Annotated in this window: 16 protein-coding genes; all 16 read left to right on the forward strand. The window is 70.6% G+C overall.

From position 1 onward, the window contains the following. Positions 1-622: 622 nt before the first annotated feature. The 16 genes from AC4NN1_RS00010 to der all read left to right on the forward strand — a co-directional run bounded on the left by AC4NN1_RS00010 (position 623) and on the right by der (position 15,904). Positions 623-1,408, forward strand: a complete 786-nt coding sequence (locus tag AC4NN1_RS00010) for a hypothetical protein (protein WP_491954252.1) — start codon at positions 623-625, stop codon at positions 1,406-1,408. Beyond that, a complete protein-coding gene (locus AC4NN1_RS00015) occupies positions 1,408-2,439 on the forward strand; it encodes an HAD-IIA family hydrolase (RefSeq protein WP_491954253.1) in 1,032 nt (343 codons plus the stop codon). Before AC4NN1_RS00010 ends, AC4NN1_RS00015 begins: the two co-directional genes overlap by 1 nt. A 56-nt stretch (positions 2,440-2,495) precedes the next feature. Then, positions 2,496-2,660, forward strand: coding sequence for a hypothetical protein (locus tag AC4NN1_RS00020; protein ID WP_018186397.1), 165 nt, complete (start codon positions 2,496-2,498; stop codon positions 2,658-2,660). Beyond that, entirely contained in the window at positions 2,657-3,463 is an 807-nt protein-coding gene (locus tag AC4NN1_RS00025; protein WP_491954254.1) for a TlyA family RNA methyltransferase, read from the forward strand. Before AC4NN1_RS00020 ends, AC4NN1_RS00025 begins: the two co-directional genes overlap by 4 nt. Further along, positions 3,460-4,380, forward strand: coding sequence for an NAD kinase (locus AC4NN1_RS00030; protein ID WP_018186399.1), 921 nt, complete (start codon positions 3,460-3,462; stop codon positions 4,378-4,380). Before AC4NN1_RS00025 ends, AC4NN1_RS00030 begins: the two co-directional genes overlap by 4 nt. After that, complete coding sequence (gene recN, locus AC4NN1_RS00035) at positions 4,377-6,071, forward strand: DNA repair protein RecN (protein WP_491954255.1); 1,695 nt, start codon at positions 4,377-4,379, stop codon at positions 6,069-6,071. Before AC4NN1_RS00030 ends, recN begins: the two co-directional genes overlap by 4 nt. Positions 6,072-6,108: 37 nt before the next feature. Next, positions 6,109-7,809, forward strand: coding sequence for a CTP synthase (gene pyrG / locus AC4NN1_RS00040; protein ID WP_018186401.1), 1,701 nt, complete (start codon positions 6,109-6,111; stop codon positions 7,807-7,809). Between the two features lie 3 nt (positions 7,810-7,812). Further along, positions 7,813-8,463: an NUDIX domain-containing protein gene (locus tag AC4NN1_RS00045; protein ID WP_116229303.1), complete on the forward strand. Its 651-nt coding sequence runs from the start codon at positions 7,813-7,815 to the stop codon at positions 8,461-8,463. Between the two features lie 6 nt (positions 8,464-8,469). Continuing rightward, a complete protein-coding gene (gene xerD / locus AC4NN1_RS00050) occupies positions 8,470-9,393 on the forward strand; it encodes a site-specific tyrosine recombinase XerD (RefSeq protein ID WP_336123413.1) in 924 nt (307 codons plus the stop codon). A gap of 148 nt (positions 9,394-9,541) precedes the next feature. Beyond that, complete coding sequence (locus AC4NN1_RS00055; RefSeq protein ID WP_091362304.1) at positions 9,542-10,375, forward strand: ParA family protein; 834 nt, start codon at positions 9,542-9,544, stop codon at positions 10,373-10,375. Next, positions 10,359-11,222, forward strand: a complete 864-nt coding sequence (locus AC4NN1_RS00060; RefSeq protein ID WP_336123415.1) for a segregation and condensation protein A — start codon at positions 10,359-10,361, stop codon at positions 11,220-11,222. The genes AC4NN1_RS00055 and AC4NN1_RS00060 overlap by 17 nt, the downstream gene beginning before the upstream one ends. Then, complete coding sequence (gene scpB / locus AC4NN1_RS00065) at positions 11,212-11,817, forward strand: SMC-Scp complex subunit ScpB (RefSeq protein WP_020097577.1); 606 nt, start codon at positions 11,212-11,214, stop codon at positions 11,815-11,817. The genes AC4NN1_RS00060 and scpB overlap by 11 nt, the downstream gene beginning before the upstream one ends. Next, complete coding sequence (locus AC4NN1_RS00070) at positions 11,814-12,596, forward strand: pseudouridine synthase (RefSeq protein ID WP_336123418.1); 783 nt, start codon at positions 11,814-11,816, stop codon at positions 12,594-12,596. Before scpB ends, AC4NN1_RS00070 begins: the two co-directional genes overlap by 4 nt. Then, a complete protein-coding gene (locus AC4NN1_RS00075) occupies positions 12,593-13,708 on the forward strand; it encodes a prephenate dehydrogenase (protein WP_336123419.1) in 1,116 nt (371 codons plus the stop codon). The genes AC4NN1_RS00070 and AC4NN1_RS00075 overlap by 4 nt, the downstream gene beginning before the upstream one ends. Continuing rightward, entirely contained in the window at positions 13,701-14,378 is a 678-nt protein-coding gene (cmk, locus tag AC4NN1_RS00080) for a (d)CMP kinase (protein WP_020097574.1), read from the forward strand. The genes AC4NN1_RS00075 and cmk overlap by 8 nt, the downstream gene beginning before the upstream one ends. Beyond that, entirely contained in the window at positions 14,375-15,904 is a 1,530-nt protein-coding gene (der, locus tag AC4NN1_RS00085; protein ID WP_018186410.1) for a ribosome biogenesis GTPase Der, read from the forward strand. Before cmk ends, der begins: the two co-directional genes overlap by 4 nt. Positions 15,905-16,068: the final 164 nt, after the last annotated feature.

Consider the following 16,068-nt stretch of genomic DNA (forward strand, 5'->3'; position numbering starts at 1 on the left):
TGATGGTGATCGCCCCTCGTACCCGCGTCGTGACGGGGATCGTCCGTCGTACCCGAAGCGTGACGGCGAGCGTCGTCCGTATGAGAAGCGTGATGGTGATCGCCCCTCGTACCCGCGTCGTGACGGGGATCGTCCGTCGTACCCGCGTCGCGACGGAGACCGTCCTAGCTACCCCCCGCGTGACGGCGAACGTCGTTCATACGAGAAGCGTGACGGTGACCGTCCCTCGTACCCACGTCGCGATGGTGACCGTCCTTCCTACCCGAAGCGTGACGGAGAGCGTCGACCGTATGAGAAGCGCGATGGCGACCGTCCGTCGTACCCACGCCGCGACGGAGACCGTCCTTCCTACCCGCGCCGCGATGGTGACCGGCCCAGCTACCCGAACCGCGACGGCGAACACCGTCCGTACGAGAAGCGCGATGGTGACCGTCCCTCGTACCCGCGTCGCGATGGTGACCGGCCCAACTACTCGAAGCGTGACGGGGAGCGTCGTCCGTACGAGAAGCGCGATGGCGACCGCCCCTCGTACCCGCGTCGCGATGGCGACCGTCCGTCGTACCCGCAGCGCGACGGGGACCGTCGGTCTTCGCGGCCGCCGCAGGATTCGGACCGTCGGAACGTGCCGGCGGGTCCGGTCGTTCCCGATGAGGTCACGGCCCGCGACCTGAACGGTGCGGCCCGGAACGAGCTGAAGACTCTCAGTAAGGACAACGCCGAGCAGGTCGCACGGCACCTGGCCATGGCTGCCCGTCTCATCGACGAGGACCCGGCTCTCGCGCACGAGCACGCACTGGCGGCATCCCGTAGCGCTGGTCGGATCGCTGTGGTCCGCGAGACCGTCGCGATCACGGCCTACGCCGTCGGCGACTTCGCACTGGCCCTGCGCGAACTACGGACGTTCCGTCGGATCTCCGGTCGTGACGACCAGATCGCGCTCATGGTCGACAGCGAGCGTGGCGTCGGTCGACCCGACCGTGCGCTCGAGGTCGGACGCGCCGTCGACCGTGCGTCGCTCCCGACCGACGTCCGCGTCGAGCTCGCAATCGCGATGTCCGGTGCACGGCTCGACCTGGGCCAGCCCGACCGTGCCCTGCAGGAGCTCGACATCCCCGAACTCGATCCCGACACCGCCTTCCCGTGGAGCCCCGGGCTGTTCGCTGCGCGAGCCGCCGTCCTCGAAGAACTCGGTCAGGTCGAGGAGGCCGCGCAGTGGCAGCGTCGTGCAGACATCGCCGCTGCGGCGCTCGGAGAGATCGACGCGGACTCCGAGACCATCGAGGTCGACGAGATCGATGAAATCGAACTCGAGGACGAACCCGAGGAAAACGGCGACGACACCGAGGACGGCGACGCCGGGGGAGACCCGGCATCCGTTCAGGAGGAGGACGAGGAGGACCGCGCCTGATGGGTCTCTTCTCGCGTTCCCGATCGACACCGCTCGACGGCGTCGACCTGGTGCTCGCCGACCTCGACGGCGTCGTCTACGCGGGTGACGGTGCCATTCCTCATGCCGTCGAGAGCCTGAATGCAGCGCGGCGCGAACGTCCGCTCGCGTACATCACGAACAACGCGTCGCGACGTGACAGCGTTGTGGCCTCCCATCTCACCGAGCTCGGGCTCGAGACCCAGCCTCACGAGGTGGTCACCAGTCCGCAGGCCGCCGTGCGGCTGTTGCGGGACAGGGTTCCCACCGGATCGACGATCCTCGTCGTGGGTGGAGACGGACTGGTCTTCGAACTGGAGAAGGCGGGCTACACCGTCACACGCAGCGCCGACGACCGTCCCGCAGCCGTGCTGCAGGGTTTCTCTCCTGACGTCGGCTGGGCGCAGCTCGCTGAAGCGGCCTATGCCCTGGCCCAGCCCGAAGATGAGGGCGGCATCCCTTGGATCGCCACCAACACCGACTGGACGATCCCGCAGTCTCGTGGCATCGCGCCCGGCAACGGCACCCTGGTCTCCGCCGTGCACACCGCGGTCGGTCGACTCGCCACCGTGGCCGGCAAGCCGGAGCGACCGATCTTCGACGAAGCGGTCGCACGCTTCGGGGCGCGGCATCCGCTCTTCATCGGCGATCGACTCGACACCGACATCGCCGGCGCGCAGGCTGCGGGAATCGACTCGGTGCTGGTGCTCACCGGCATCGACCGGCCCAAGCACGTCCTCGCCGCTCCGAACTCCTCGAGGCCGACTTACATCGTCGGCGACCTGCGGGAGCTCCACGAGCCGTACCCCGAGACGATCGTGAAGGGCGACGTGACGACCGTCGGCTCCGCCTCGGTTCGGATCGACGGGCCCGACGTGCACATCGTCACCGAGGGCGATCGTCCGATCGATCTCGTGCGCGCAGGTGCCGCGGCGATCTGGGGCACCGGACGCGCGATCTACGGCTTCCGGGTGCCGGAGCGGCTCTACGCGGACCCGTTCCACCGACGCTGACGACCGCTCCGCCGCGTTCACGTCCGCCGTCGTCCACGCCGCGTAGGGTGGGTGACATGTCGATGGATGCTGCTGACGGCGACGCGCGCCGCGAGGACCTGCTCTCGACGCTCGATGTCATCGAAGACCAGCCGTTGGGCGAACGGGCGGCTGCGTACGCACTCCTGCACGACGAGCTCGCGAAGCGTCTCGAATCGGGTCCCCGCGACCCGAACGCATGACCAGCCGGCTCGACGCGGCCGTCGCCGCCCGAGGCCTGGCGCGCAGCCGCACCCACGCCGCGCAGCTCATCGATGCGGGACTGGTGACCGTCGACGGCGAGCCCGTTGTGAAGGCCTCGGTCAAGGTCGGCGACGAGCAGCGCATCGAGGTCGCGGCATCCGACCACTACGTCAGCCGTGCCGCACACAAGCTCCTCGCCGCCCTCGACGCGTTCGGGGTCGACCCACGCGGGCGCGTCGCGCTCGACATGGGCGCGTCGACCGGGGGGTTCACGCAGGTGCTCGTCGAACGCGGCGCCGCACGGGTGCTCGCCGTCGACGTGGGGCACGGGCAGCTGGCGGCGGAGATCGCGGCCCTCCCGGAAGTAGCCGTCGTCGAAGGGTTCAACGTGCGGCACATGACGCGCGCCTCCCTCGCCGAGGCGAGCGGCGTCGCCGACGTGCCGACGCTCGTGACGGGCGATCTCTCGTTCATCTCGCTCACGCACGTCCTCCCCGCGGCGGCGTCGGTCTGCGCCCCGGCATCCGATCTCGTCCTGCTCGTGAAACCGCAGTTCGAAGTGGGCCGCACCGGGGTCCGCGAAGGCCTGGTGACGGATGCCGGGCGTCGAGCCGACGCCGTCGCCACCGTCCTGTGGTCGGCGTGGGATGCCGGGCTCGGCACCCACGGCGTCATCGCCTCGCCGATCGCGGGAACGCACGGCAACCGCGAATTCCTCATCCATCTCCGACCCGGGACGAACGACGACGCGAATCCGACACAATGGTTGGACACCGTGAACCGACTGGCGGGAGCCGCATGACCGACGCGACGCGCAACATCCTCGTGGTGGCGCACGCGCTCCGCGAGAACACGGTCGCAGGAGCCCGTCGCGTCGTCGAAGCGGTGCACGCGGCCGGCCTCCAGCCCGTCGTGCCGGGCGACGACCCCGAGCTCGCCGCGGCCCTCGGGGACCTCGACACCGTGGTCCTCGGCGAGGGCGGCATCGACGTCACCGACATCGAGGTCGCGATCGTCCTCGGTGGCGACGGCACGATCTTGCGCGCCGCCGAGCTGGTGCGGGCGGCATCCGTCCCCCTTCTCGGCGTCAACATGGGTCACGTCGGCTTCCTCGCCGAACTCGAGGCGGACGGCGTCGACGAAGCGATCCGCCGGGCGCTCGCGCGGGACTACGAGATCCACGAGCGGATGACGCTGTCGGTCGAGGTCCGAGACGCCGACGGCGACGTCGTCTACTCGACCTGGGCTCTGAACGAAGCCACGGTCGAGAAGGCGTCGCGGGAGCGGATGCTCGAGGTCATGATCGAGATCGACGATCGCCCCTTGTCGGCTTTCGGGTGCGACGGCGTCGTGGTCGCCACTCCCACGGGCTCGACGGCGTACAACTTCTCGGCCGGCGGCCCCGTCGTGTGGCCCTCCGTGCAGGCGCTCTGCCTCGTCCCGCTGTCGGCGCACGCGCTGTTCGCCCGACCGGTCGTCCTCGGTCCCGAGACCTCCGTGTCGATCGACGTCCTCCAGCGGAATCAGGGCAGGGGAGTGCTCTGGTGCGACGGACGACGTTCGCACGACCTTCCGCCCGGTGCCCGCGTGGTCGTGCGGCGATCGGGACGCCCGGTCCGCCTCGCACGCCTGCATCGCTCGGCCTTCACCGACCGACTGGTGCGCAAGTTCCAGCTCCCCATCGCGGGCTGGCGCGGCGGTGCGGAGGCCTCGCTGTGATCGAGCAGATCCGGCTTAGGGATCTCGGCGTGATCGCGGGGGCGACCCTGCCGATCGGGCCGGGGTTCACCGCGGTGACGGGTGAGACCGGTGCCGGCAAGACGATGGTCGTGACGGGGCTCGGGCTCCTTCTCGGCCAGCGTGCCGACTCGGGCGCGGTGCGGGCCGGTGCGGATCAAGCCGCGGTCGACGGAGTGTGGATCGTCCCCGAGGACGGCCCGGTGGTCGAGCGCGTACGGGATGCCGGTGGCGACGTCGAACCCATCGGAGACGGACGCGCGGAACTCTACCTGGGGCGGACGCTGTCGAGCGAGGGACGCAGCCGCGCCACGGTGGGCGGCAGGACGGCTCCCGCCGGAGTGCTCGCCGACCTCGCCGACCAGTTGGTCGTCGTCCACGGGCAGTCCGATCAGCTGCGGCTCACGTCGGCCGCGGCCCAGCGCGAGGCCCTCGACCGCTTCGGCGGCGCGACGGTCGCCGACGCGCGCGACCGGTACCGCCGGGTGTGGGATGCCTGGCGCACCGCGGCCGCGGAACTCGAGACCCTGACGACCGAGCAGACGTCCCGCGCCCGTGAGGCGGAGGAGCTCCGGGCCGCGATCGCGGACATCGAGGCAGTCGACCCGCAGCCGGGGGAGGACCTCGAGCTCACGCAGCGCGCAGATCGCCTGGCGAACGCCGAGGAACTGCGGATGGCGGCGGCGACGGCGCACACGGCACTCTCGAACGAGGACGACCTGCCCGACGTGCAGGCCCTCCTCGCCGAGGCGCGGCGCGCTCTCGAACGCGCCGCCGGTTCGGACGAGGCGCTGCGCGGCCACGCCGCGGCGATCGAGGAACTCGGGTACCGGGTGGCCGACATCGCCGGCGAGCTGAGCGGATATCTCGCCGACCTCGACGAGGGCGGCCCCCATGAACTCGCCGCCGTCGAGGAGCGTCGCGCGGCCTTGGGCGCGCTCATCCGCGCGCACGGATCCCTCGACGAGGCGATCGCGCTCCTCGCGACCGGGTCCGCCCGTCTCGCCGAGCTCGATGACGACGGCGACCGCATCGAGCGACTCACCCTCGAACGCGATCGCCTCCGAGACGACCTCGACACGCGCGCCGCTGAGCTCACGGACGCGCGGCGGGCGGCGGCATCCCGACTCGGCGACGCCGTCACCGATGAACTCCGTCATCTGGCGCTGCCGGACGCGCGGCTGACGGTCGCCGTAGACCCGGGGGCCGAGGCGGCGCACGGCCGCGACGTCGTGACGATCCAACTCGCGCCGCACCCGGGCGCCTCGCCTCGACCGGTCGCCCGCGGAGCGTCCGGCGGTGAGCTCAGTCGCGTCATGCTCGCGATCGAAGTGGTGATCGCGGCGACCGACCCTGTTCCGACGTTCGTCTTCGACGAAGTGGATGCCGGTATCGGCGGCGCCGCCGCAATCGAGGTCGGCCGGCGACTCGCCAAGCTCGCCGAGACGAGTCAGGTGATCGCGGTCACGCACCTCGCACAGGTGGCGGCGTTCGCCGGCAATCACCTGTCGGTCGTGAAGTCCAACGACGGGTCGGTCACCGCCTCCAGCGTGCGCCGGCTGGAAGGCGATGAACGCGCCGCCGAGATGGCGCGCCTGCTGTCGGGCATGGCCGACTCGGATGCCGCGCTGGACCACGCGCGCGAGCTGCTGGCCCTCGGACGCGCGCGCTGAGACCCGGCACCCGAGAGGGCTGATAGAGTGAAAGCCCGTGACGGACTCTTCGGGCGCGGGACGCAAAAACAACGACATCACCAAGCACATCTTCGTGACGGGTGGTGTCGTTTCGTCTCTCGGCAAGGGTCTGACCGCCGCCAGCCTCGGTAACCTCCTCACCGCGCGCGGCCTGCGTGTCGTGATGCAGAAGCTCGACCCGTACCTGAACGTCGACCCGGGCACGATGAACCCGTTCCAGCACGGCGAGGTCTTCGTGACCGACGACGGCGCCGAGACCGACCTCGACATCGGCCACTACGAGCGCTTCCTCGACATCGAGCTGAGCCAGGCGGCGAACGTCACGACGGGTCAGATCTACTCCGAGGTCATCGCCAAGGAGCGCCGCGGCGAGTACCTGGGCGACACGGTCCAGGTGATCCCGCACATCTCCGATGAGATCAAGCGGCGCATGCGCCTGCAGGCGAGCGAAGAGCCCCGCCCCGACGTGATCATCACCGAGGTCGGCGGCACGGTCGGCGACATCGAGTCGCAGCCGTTCATCGAGTCGGCGCGCCAGATCCGCCATGAGCTCGGCCGCGACAACGTCTTCTTCGTGCACGTCTCGCTGGTCCCGTTCATGGGCGCCTCGGGCGAGCAGAAGACCAAGCCCACGCAGCACTCCGTCGCGATGCTCCGCTCCATCGGCATCCAGCCCGACGCCCTCGTCCTGCGGAGCGACCGCCCCGTCACCGAGTCCAACAAGCGCAAGATCGCGCTCATGTGCGACGTCGACGAGGACGCGGTCATCAACACCGTCGACCTGCCGAGCATCTACGACATCCCCTCGACGCTCAGCGACCAGGGTCTCGACGCGTACATCGTGCGCCGCCTGGGCCTGGACGCCAAGGCGGGCGACATCGACTGGACCCGCTGGAACAAGGTCCTCAACGCCGTCCACAACCCCAAGCACGAGGTCACGGTCGGCCTCGTCGGCAAGTACATCGACCTGCCCGACGCGTACCTCTCGGTCACCGAGGCCCTGAAGGCGGGCGGATTCGCGCAGGAGACGAAGGTCCAGATCGTGTGGATCCCCTCCGACCTGTGCGAGACGCCCGAGGGTGCGGCGAAGGCCCTGTCGGCGGTCGACGGCATCGTCATCCCGGGTGGCTTCGGCATCCGCGGCATCGAGGGCAAGCTGGGCGCGCTGAAGTTCGCCCGCGAGCAGGGACTGCCCACCCTCGGCATCTGCCTCGGTCTGCAGTGCATGGTCATCGAGTACGCCCGCCACGTCGCGGGCATCGAGGACGCGTCCTCGAGCGAGTTCGACCCCGAGACGCCGCACCCGGTCATCGCGACCATGGCGGAGCAGGTCGACATCCTCGACCGCGGCGACATGGGCGGCACGATGCGCCTGGGCCTGTACGAGGCTGCGCTGGCCGAGGGGTCCCTCGCCGCGGAGCTGTACGGCTCGGACCGCGCCACCGAGCGTCACCGGCACCGCTACGAGGTCAACAACACGTACCGTCAGCAGATCGCCGATGCGGGCCTCTGGTTCTCGGGGCTGAACCCCGACCTCGATCTCGTCGAGTACGTCGAGCTGCCCCGCGACGTGCACCCGTACTACATCGCGACGCAGGCGCACCCCGAGCTGCGCTCGCGCCCCACCGAGGCGAACCCGCTCTTCCGCGGTCTCATCGCCGCGGCGCTCGAGCGGCACCGCTCGAGCGAGCTGTTCGACGTCGAGAACGAGGACTGAGCCGTGACGGATGCCGCGCCGCTGCAGGACGACGCCGTCACCGTCGAGGTGACCGAGACCCAGACGGTCTTCGAGGGGCGGGTCTGGAACCTGCGCCGCGACGCGTTCACCTACGGCGAGGGCTCGATCGTGCGGGAGTACGTCGACCACTCCGGCGCCGTCGCCGTCCTGGCGCTCGACGAGGAGGGACGCCTGCTCCTCATCCGGCAGTACCGTCACCCGGTGGGGTTCCGCGAATGGGAGATCCCTGCCGGCCTGCTGGACGTGCCGGGGGAGGACCCCCTCGAGGCGGCGAAGCGCGAGCTCGCCGAGGAGGCCGACCTGACCGCAGAACGGTGGGACGTGCTGTCGGACTTCTTCACGAGCCCCGGCGGCAGCGACGAGGCCATCCGCATCTACCTGGCACGCGGGCTCGCGGCGACGCCTGAAGCGTTCGCCCGCACCGACGAGGAAGCCGACATCGAGGTGCGCTGGGTCGCGCTCGACGACGTCGTGGACGCCGTTCTGGCGCGGAAGCTCCAGAACCCGTCTCTCGTGATCGCGGCCCTGGCCGCCGCTGCCGGCCGCTCCCGTGAGTGGACGACGCTCGGCGCCGCCGACGCGCCGTGGCCCGGACGCTCGCGTCCCGTGGGCGCGGACCGACCGCAGGGCTGAGGCGCCGTGAGGCTCGCTCGCGCCGTCGACGCGTTCCTCCGGCACATCACCATCGAGCGCGGACTCTCGGCGCACACCGTCGCGGCGTACCGTCGCGACCTCTCCGGCTACCTCGACTGGCTCGACGAGCACGGAGTCGACGACACCGACGCCGTGACGGGGGAGCTCGTGACGAGGTTCGCCACGGAGCGCGCGGCATCCGATCCACCACCCGCCTCGACGTCGCTGGCCCGGCTGCAGTCGGCCATCCGCAGCTTCCACCGCTTCCTCGCGCGGGAGGGAATCGTGACGGAGGATCCGACCACGAAGCTCCGGCCTCCCAAGGCGCCGATGCGTCTGCCGAAGGCGCTGCCCGTCGAGGACGTGCTCCGGCTGTTGGATGCGGCCGGTCCCGCGCCCGAGGACGCCGCGCCGGGCGAGCTGGTGGGCTTGCGCGATCGCGCGCTGCTGGAGCTCCTCTACGCGACCGGGGCCCGTGTCTCGGAGATCATCGATCTGGATGTCGACGACCTCATGCACGGTGAGGTCCTGCGCGTGCGGGGCAAGGGCTCGAAGGAGCGGATCGTCCCGGTCGGCTCGTACGCCCGGGTCTCGGTCGACGCCTACCTCACGCGCGTGAGGCCGGAGCTGTCGCGCCGCGGACGCGCGACGCCGCGTGCGTTCCTGGGCGCGCGGGGAGCTCCGCTGTCGCGCCAGAGCGCATGGCTCGTGATCCAGCAGGCCGCGGAGCGGGCGGGGATCACCGCGCACGTCTCTCCGCACACGCTCCGGCACTCGTTCGCGACGCACCTGTTGCAGGGCGGCGCCGACGTCCGCGTCGTGCAGGAGCTCCTCGGCCACGCCTCGGTCGCCACGACCCAGATCTACACGCACGTCACCGTGGACGCGCTCCGCGACGTCTACCTCACCTCGCACCCGCGCGCGAGATGAGCTCCGGCTCCCCACCCTGCGGGGAGTCGCTCCACGGCGCGCCGCGACGGGATGACTAGACTCGGGTGAGCACGGCGAAGGCGGGAGATCAGTGGCGAGCAAGCGGAGTACGGCGGACGTCGATTCGACGGTGGCGACCGACACCCCGATGGGGCCGACGGGTCGCCCCTACCACGGCTTCCCGACCCCGCCGAAGCTCGACGGCCACGGTCCCGCGCGCATCATCTCGCTGTGCAATCAGAAGGGCGGCGTCGGCAAGACGACGACCACCATCAACCTGGCCGCAGGCCTCGCCTCGTACGGCCGCCGCGTGCTCGCGGTCGACTTCGACCCGCAGGGCGCCCTGTCCGCCGGTCTCGGCGTGCAGACGCACGAGACGGCGACGATCTACGACCTCCTCCTCGACCCGAAGCGCGACCCCCACGAGGTCATCGTGTCGACGTCGGTCGAGGGCCTCGACATCCTGCCCGCGAACATCGACCTGTCGGCAGCAGAGGTCCACCTCGTCAACGAGGTGGCCCGCGAGACGATCCTGGCCCGGGTGCTCCGCAAGGTGGCCGGCGACTACGACGTCATCCTCATCGACTGCCAGCCCTCGCTCGGCCTGCTCACCGTCAACGCGCTGACGGCGAGTCACGGTGTGCTGATCCCGCTCGAGTGCGAGTTCTTCGCGCTGCGCGGTGTGGCGCTGCTCATCGAGACGATCGACAAGGTCCGCGACCGCCTGAACCCGGCGATCGAGCTCGACGGCGTGCTCGCGACGATGTACGACCCGCGCACGCTGCACTCGCGCGAGGTCCTCGAGCGCGTCGTGGACGCCTTCGGTGATGACGTGCTCGAGACGGTCATCGGCCGCACGGTGAAGTTCCCCGACGCCTCGGTCGCGGGCGTGCCGATCACCAAGTTCGCTCCCGAGCACTCCGCCGCCCAGGCGTACCTGCGCCTCGCGCGGGAGCTGGTCTCCCGTGGCGCCGTCGCCTGAGGACGTCGCCGACGCCGACGCTGCGCCGCCGCGGGCGGACACCCCAGAGGCCGAGACGGCATCCGGCGATCGCTTCCGCGTGTCGCTCGGGAACTTCGACGGACCGTTCGACCTGCTCCTGACCCTCATCTCCAAGCACGAGCTCGACATCACCGAGGTCTCGCTCAGCAAGGTCACCGACGAGTTCATCTCGTACCTGAAGGGGCTCGACGACGACGCCGATCTCGACCAGGCATCCGAGTTCCTGGTGGTCGCGGCGACGCTGCTCGACATGAAGGTCGCGGGGCTGCTGCCGCAGGGCGAGTTGGTGGATGCCGAATCCGTCGCCCTGCTCGAGGCCCGCGACCTGCTCTTCGCCCGTCTGCTGCAGTATCGCGCCTTCAAGGAGGTGTCCGCGTGGTTCGCACGGTGCCTGGAGCGGGAGGGCAAACGTCACATGCGCGCCGTTCGGCTCGATGAGAAGCACCGTCGGGCCGTACCCGAGCTCGTATGGACGCTGTCTCCCGACGACTTCGCGGCGATCGCCATGCTCGCGTTCGCGCCGAAGGAGATCCCGCACGTCGGGCTGGACCACCTGCACGCGCCGCTCGTCTCGATCCGGGAGCAGGCCGCGATCGTCGTGACGCTGCTGCGGGATGCCGGTCAGCTCAACTTCCGCGAGCTCGTCGCCGGTGTCACCCAGACCGGTGTCGTCGTGGCCCGTTTCATCGCCGTCCTCGAGCTCTACCGTCATGCCGCGCTGTCGTTCGAGCAGCTCGAGCCGCTCGGCGAATTGACCCTGCGCTGGACCGCCGACCGGTGGTCCGAAGAGAACCTCGCCACACTGGGAGCCGACTATGACCGATGACGCCACCGAGATCGAGGCGCCACCGCGTTCGCAGGACGCCGGGGACATCGCACGCCGCCTCGAGGCGATCCTCATGATCATCGACGAGCCGCAGAGCCTCGTCTCGCTCGCCGCCGCCGTCGGCGCGCCCGTCGCCGCCGTCCGCCGCGCGGTCGAGGAGCTCGTCGCCGACTACGACGGGGAGCGTTCCGGGCCGCGGCGCGGGTTCGAACTGCGCGAGGTCGGCGGCGGGTGGCGTTTCTACGTCCGCGACGAGCACGACGACCTGGTGGCCGAATTCGTGAACGGCCAGGCGCCGTCGCGACTGTCGCAGGCCGCGCTCGAGACGCTGGCCGTCATCGCCTACAAGCAGCCGGTGTCGCGCAGTCAGGTCGCCTCGATCCGCGCCGTCAACGTCGACTCCGTCGTCCGGACGCTCCTGGCCCGCGGCCTCATCACCGAGGCCTTCACCGACCCCGAGACCGGGGCCATCAACTATCGCACCACCGACGCGCTGCTCGGCCATCTGGGGATCAACTCCCTCGACGAGCTGCCCCCCATCTCCCCGCTGCTGGACGACGGCTCCGCGGGATTCGAAGGAGAGACCATCCGATGAACGAGCAGTCCGACGAGAACCGGGTCCGCCTGCAGAAGATCCTCGCGAATGCGGGCGTCGCCTCGCGACGCGTCTGCGAGCAGTACATCGTCGAGGGCCGGGTGCGGGTGAACGGCGTCGTCGTCACCGAGCTCGGATCGCGGATCGACCCCGAGACCGATCAGGTCGACGTCGACGGCACCGCGATCCAGCTCGACACGAGCAAGCGGTACGTCATCCTCAACAAGCCCACCGGCGTCGTGTCGTCGATGAAGGACGACCAGGGGCGCCCCGACCTGCGGCGCTTCACGAAGGACTGGCCCGAGCGTCTCTACAACGTCGGCCGACTGGATGCCGAGACGAGTGGCCTCCTCGTCCTCACCAACGACGGCGAGCTCGCCCACGTCCTGGCGCACCCGTCGTTCGGCGTCACGAAGGTCTACATCGCGAAGGTGTCGGGCCGTGTGCTGCCGCAGACCATCGCGCAGCTCACCCGGGGCGTCGAGCTCGAGGACGGCCCGATCGCCGCCGACAAGGCGCGGCTGCTCGACGCGAGCGGTGACACGAGTCTCGTCGAGCTGACGCTGCACTCGGGGCGCAACCGCATCGTCCGCCGCATGATGGCGGCCGTCGGGCACCCCGTCGAGGAGCTGGTCCGCCGCCAGTTCGGTCCCCTGCACCTGGGCACGCTCCCAGCGGGTCGGGCACGCGAGTTGACTACAGTGGAGCGTGGTGCGCTGTTGACTCTCGCGCGCCAGGCGGAGACCCCGCCCGGGGATCCCACTCAGGAGCAGTTGTGACCGACGCCATCGACGCGCGCGCCCGCGCCGTCCGCACGAGCGGGCTCGTCCGCATCGTCGGCGCGGGCCTGCTCGGTTCGAGCATCGGTCATGCGCTCCGCGCGCTCGGCGTCGACGTCGTCCTCGCCGACGCGTCCCCGGCTCAGCTTCGACTGGCGGTCGACTACGGGGCGGGCCGCGCTGCCCGTGACGACGACCGCCCGGACCTCGTCGTCGTCGCCGTTCCGCCGGACGTCACGGCCGACGTCATCGAGCGCGAACTCGGCGCCCACCCCGACGCCGTCGTCACGGACGTCGCGAGCGTCAAGCTCGAACCGCTGCTCGCGCTGCGCGAGCGCGGCGTCGACCTCTCCCGCTACATCGGGTCCCACCCGATGGCCGGTCGCGAACGCGGCGGAGCCATCTCGGCGCGCGCCGACATCTTCTTCGGCCGCCCGTGGGTCATCTGCCGCGACGAGGAGACCTCGGCGCGCGACCTCGCCGTCGTGGAGGGGCTCGCCCTCGACCTCGGCGCCAGCCTCGTCGAGATGACCCCCGAGGAGCACGACCGCTCCGTGGCTCTCATCTCGCACGTGCCGCAGCTCGTCGCATCCCTCCTCGCCGGACGCTTCGTCGGGGCGGAGGACGCGTCGCTGCGTCTCGCGGGCCAGGGCGTCCGCGACACGACCCGCATCGCGGCATCCGCCCCCGAACTGTGGGTGCAGATCCTCGGTGCCAACGCGCAGCCGGTCGTCGACGTCCTCGACGCCCTCGCAGCCGACTTGACCACCGTCGCCGGCGCGCTCCGCGACCCCGACGCTCCCGGTTCGCGTCGCGCGGTGGCCGACACGATCCGCCGCGGCAACGAGGGCGTCGAACGCCTGCCCGGCAAGCACGGTCAGAACCGCCGATTCGAGACGGTGGTCGTCATGGTCGACGACACCCCCGGTCAACTGGGCCGGCTGTTCGGCGACCTCGGCGACCTCGGCGTCAACGTCGAGGATTTCCGTCTCGAGCACTCGCCGGGAGCCCAATTCGGTCTCGGCGAGATCAGTGTCGTCCCGTCCGCCGTCTCCGTCGCCACCGACGGTCTCGCGGCACGCGGGTGGAAGATTGCGAGCCTCAATGACTGACCCCATCACCATCGCCATCGACGGCCCCGCGGGCAGCGGCAAGTCGAGCGTGTCGAAGGAGGCCGCCCGACGGCTCGGCTTCGGCTACCTCGACACCGGTGCCGCCTACCGGGCGTTGGCCTGGCACGTGCTCCAGCACGGCGCGGACACGTCCGACGCGGCTGCGGTCGTCGACGCCGCCGGCGACTTCGACTACGCCATCTCGCTCGACCCCGACGAGTACTGGGTGCGGGTCGGGGACGCCTCGGTCACCGAAGCGATCCGCGAGCCCCGGGTCAGCTCCGCCGTGAGCGGTGTGGCCCGCGTGCCGGTGATCCGCGAGCAGGTGAACGTGCTGTTCCGTCGCCTCGTGGCCGACTCCGGTCGCCCCGGCGTCATCGTCGAGGGCCGCGACATCACGACCGTCGTCGCCCCCGACGCCCCCGTGCGGATCCTGCTGACCGCCGCCCCCGAGGTGCGCGCCGCGCGGCGCAGCGCCGAATTGACCACAGAGGATGCCGCGGCTGTGGCCGCCGCGCTGCACAAGCGTGACGCATCCGACTCCCAGGTCGTCGACTTCCTCACCGCCGCCCCCGGCGTGACGGTCGTCGACTCGACCGACCTGGACTTCGCACAGACCGTCGACGCCGTCCTGGACGTCGTGCGGTCGGGAACGGAAGGCTCACGATGAGCGCCGAAGACGACTACGAATACGACGGCGGGCCCGACCAGCTCGAAGAGAAGCTCGCCAACCTCGACGAGGATCTCGCCGAGCAGCGCGCCGCCGCCCTGCGCGCCTCGCTCGCCGACTACGAGCTCGACGAGGAGGACGACGACCTGCTCGCCGGCTTCACCGCGGGTGGCGAGGTCGTCGAGATGCTCCCGGCGCTGCCGGTCGTGGCGATCGTCGGACGGCCGAACGTCGGCAAGTCGGCCCTCGTCAACCGCATCCTCGGCCGCCGCGAGGCCGTCGTCGAGGACACCCCCGGTGTCACACGCGACCGCGTGAGCTACAAGGCCGAGTGGATGGACCGCCGCTTCACGCTCGTCGACACCGGCGGCTGGGAGCACGACGCCAAGGGCATCGACCGCTCCGTCGCCGCCCAGGCCGAGATCGCGATCGAGCTGTGCGACGTCGTCATGTTCGTCGTCGACGCGATGGTCGGCGCGACGGCGACCGACGAGCAGGTCGTCCGCATGCTCCGCAAAACCGACAAGCCGGTCTTCCTCGTCGCCAACAAGATCGACGACGCCCGTCAGGAGCCCGAAGCCGCAGCGCTCTGGAACCTGGGTCTCGGCGAGCCGCACCCCGTCTCGGCCATCCACGGCCGCGGCGTCGCCGACCTGCTCGACGAGATCATGAAGGTGCTTCCCGAGGTCTCGGCCGTCGCCAAGAACGAGCTCGGCGGCCCCCGCCGCGTGGCGATCCTCGGTCGCCCGAACGTCGGCAAGTCGTCGCTGCTGAACAAGGCCGCGGGCGAAGAGCGCGTCGTCGTCAACGACCTCGCCGGCACGACCCGCGACCCCGTGGACGAGGTCGTCGAGCTCGGCGGCAAGCTCTGGCGTCTGGTCGACACCGCCGGCATCCGTCGTCGCGTGCACCTGCAGCAGGGCGCGGACTTCTACGCGTCGCTGCGCACCAGCGCGGCCCTCGAGAAGGCCGAGGTCGCCGTCGTCGTCCTCGATGTGACGGAGTCGATCAGCGTGCAGGACCTGAACATCATCGATCTGGTCCTCGAGTCCGGTCGTGCGCTCGTCCTCGCCTTCAACAAGTGGGATCGCCTGAACGACGAGGACATGGACAACGCCGATCGCCGCCGCTACCTCGAGCGCGAGATCGAGCAGGACCTCGCGCACGTAACGTGGGCGCCGCGCGTGAACCTGTCGGCACGCACCGGCCGTCACCTCGACAAGCTCGTCCCGGCTCTCGAGACGGCGCTCGAGTCGTGGGACCAGCGCATCCCGACCGGCAAGTTCAACGCGTTCCTCGCCGAACTCATCGCCGAGCACCCGCACCCGCTCCGCGGCGGCAAGCAGCCCCGCATCCTGTTCGGCACGCAGGCGTCGACGCGCCCGCCGACATTCGTGCTGTTCACGACCGGGTTCCTCGACCCGGGCTACCGCCGGTTCATCCAGCGGCGCCTGCGCGAGATCTTCGGCTTCGAGGGCACGCCGATCGTCACGAACATGCGCGTGCGCGAGCGTCGGCAGCGCTGACGCCCGTCCACCGTCGCTTCGAGAGGAGATGACGGTTCGCGAGGAGGCATCCGGGTCATCCGGTCCTCGCGAACCGTCATCTCCTTCGTTGTCTGCTGCACGCTGGGGATCTGTTCCGGGACATGACGGATGCCGCGCCTCGCCGCCGAGCGCGTGAGAGGCTG

The organism is Microbacterium sp. MDV22-iso44, from assembly GCF_058629135.1.

What these genes read in the sequence shown, in the direction of transcription:
- cmk (WP_020097574.1), top strand. Translation starts at nt 13,701, where the DNA reads ATGACTGACCCCATCACCATCGCCATCGACGGCCCCGCGGGCAGCGGC.
- AC4NN1_RS00070 (WP_336123418.1), top strand. Translation starts at nt 11,814, where the DNA reads ATGAACGAGCAGTCCGACGAGAACCGGGTCCGCCTGCAGAAGATCCTC.
- der (WP_018186410.1), top strand. Translation starts at nt 14,375, where the DNA reads ATGAGCGCCGAAGACGACTACGAATACGACGGCGGGCCCGACCAGCTC.
- AC4NN1_RS00030 (WP_018186399.1), top strand. Translation starts at nt 3,460, where the DNA reads ATGACCGACGCGACGCGCAACATCCTCGTGGTGGCGCACGCGCTCCGC.
- AC4NN1_RS00025 (WP_491954254.1), top strand. Translation starts at nt 2,657, where the DNA reads ATGACCAGCCGGCTCGACGCGGCCGTCGCCGCCCGAGGCCTGGCGCGC.
- AC4NN1_RS00055 (WP_091362304.1), top strand. Translation starts at nt 9,542, where the DNA reads ATGGGGCCGACGGGTCGCCCCTACCACGGCTTCCCGACCCCGCCGAAG.
- AC4NN1_RS00015 (WP_491954253.1), top strand. Translation starts at nt 1,408, where the DNA reads ATGGGTCTCTTCTCGCGTTCCCGATCGACACCGCTCGACGGCGTCGAC.
- scpB (WP_020097577.1), top strand. Translation starts at nt 11,212, where the DNA reads ATGACCGATGACGCCACCGAGATCGAGGCGCCACCGCGTTCGCAGGAC.
- AC4NN1_RS00020 (WP_018186397.1), top strand. Translation starts at nt 2,496, where the DNA reads ATGTCGATGGATGCTGCTGACGGCGACGCGCGCCGCGAGGACCTGCTC.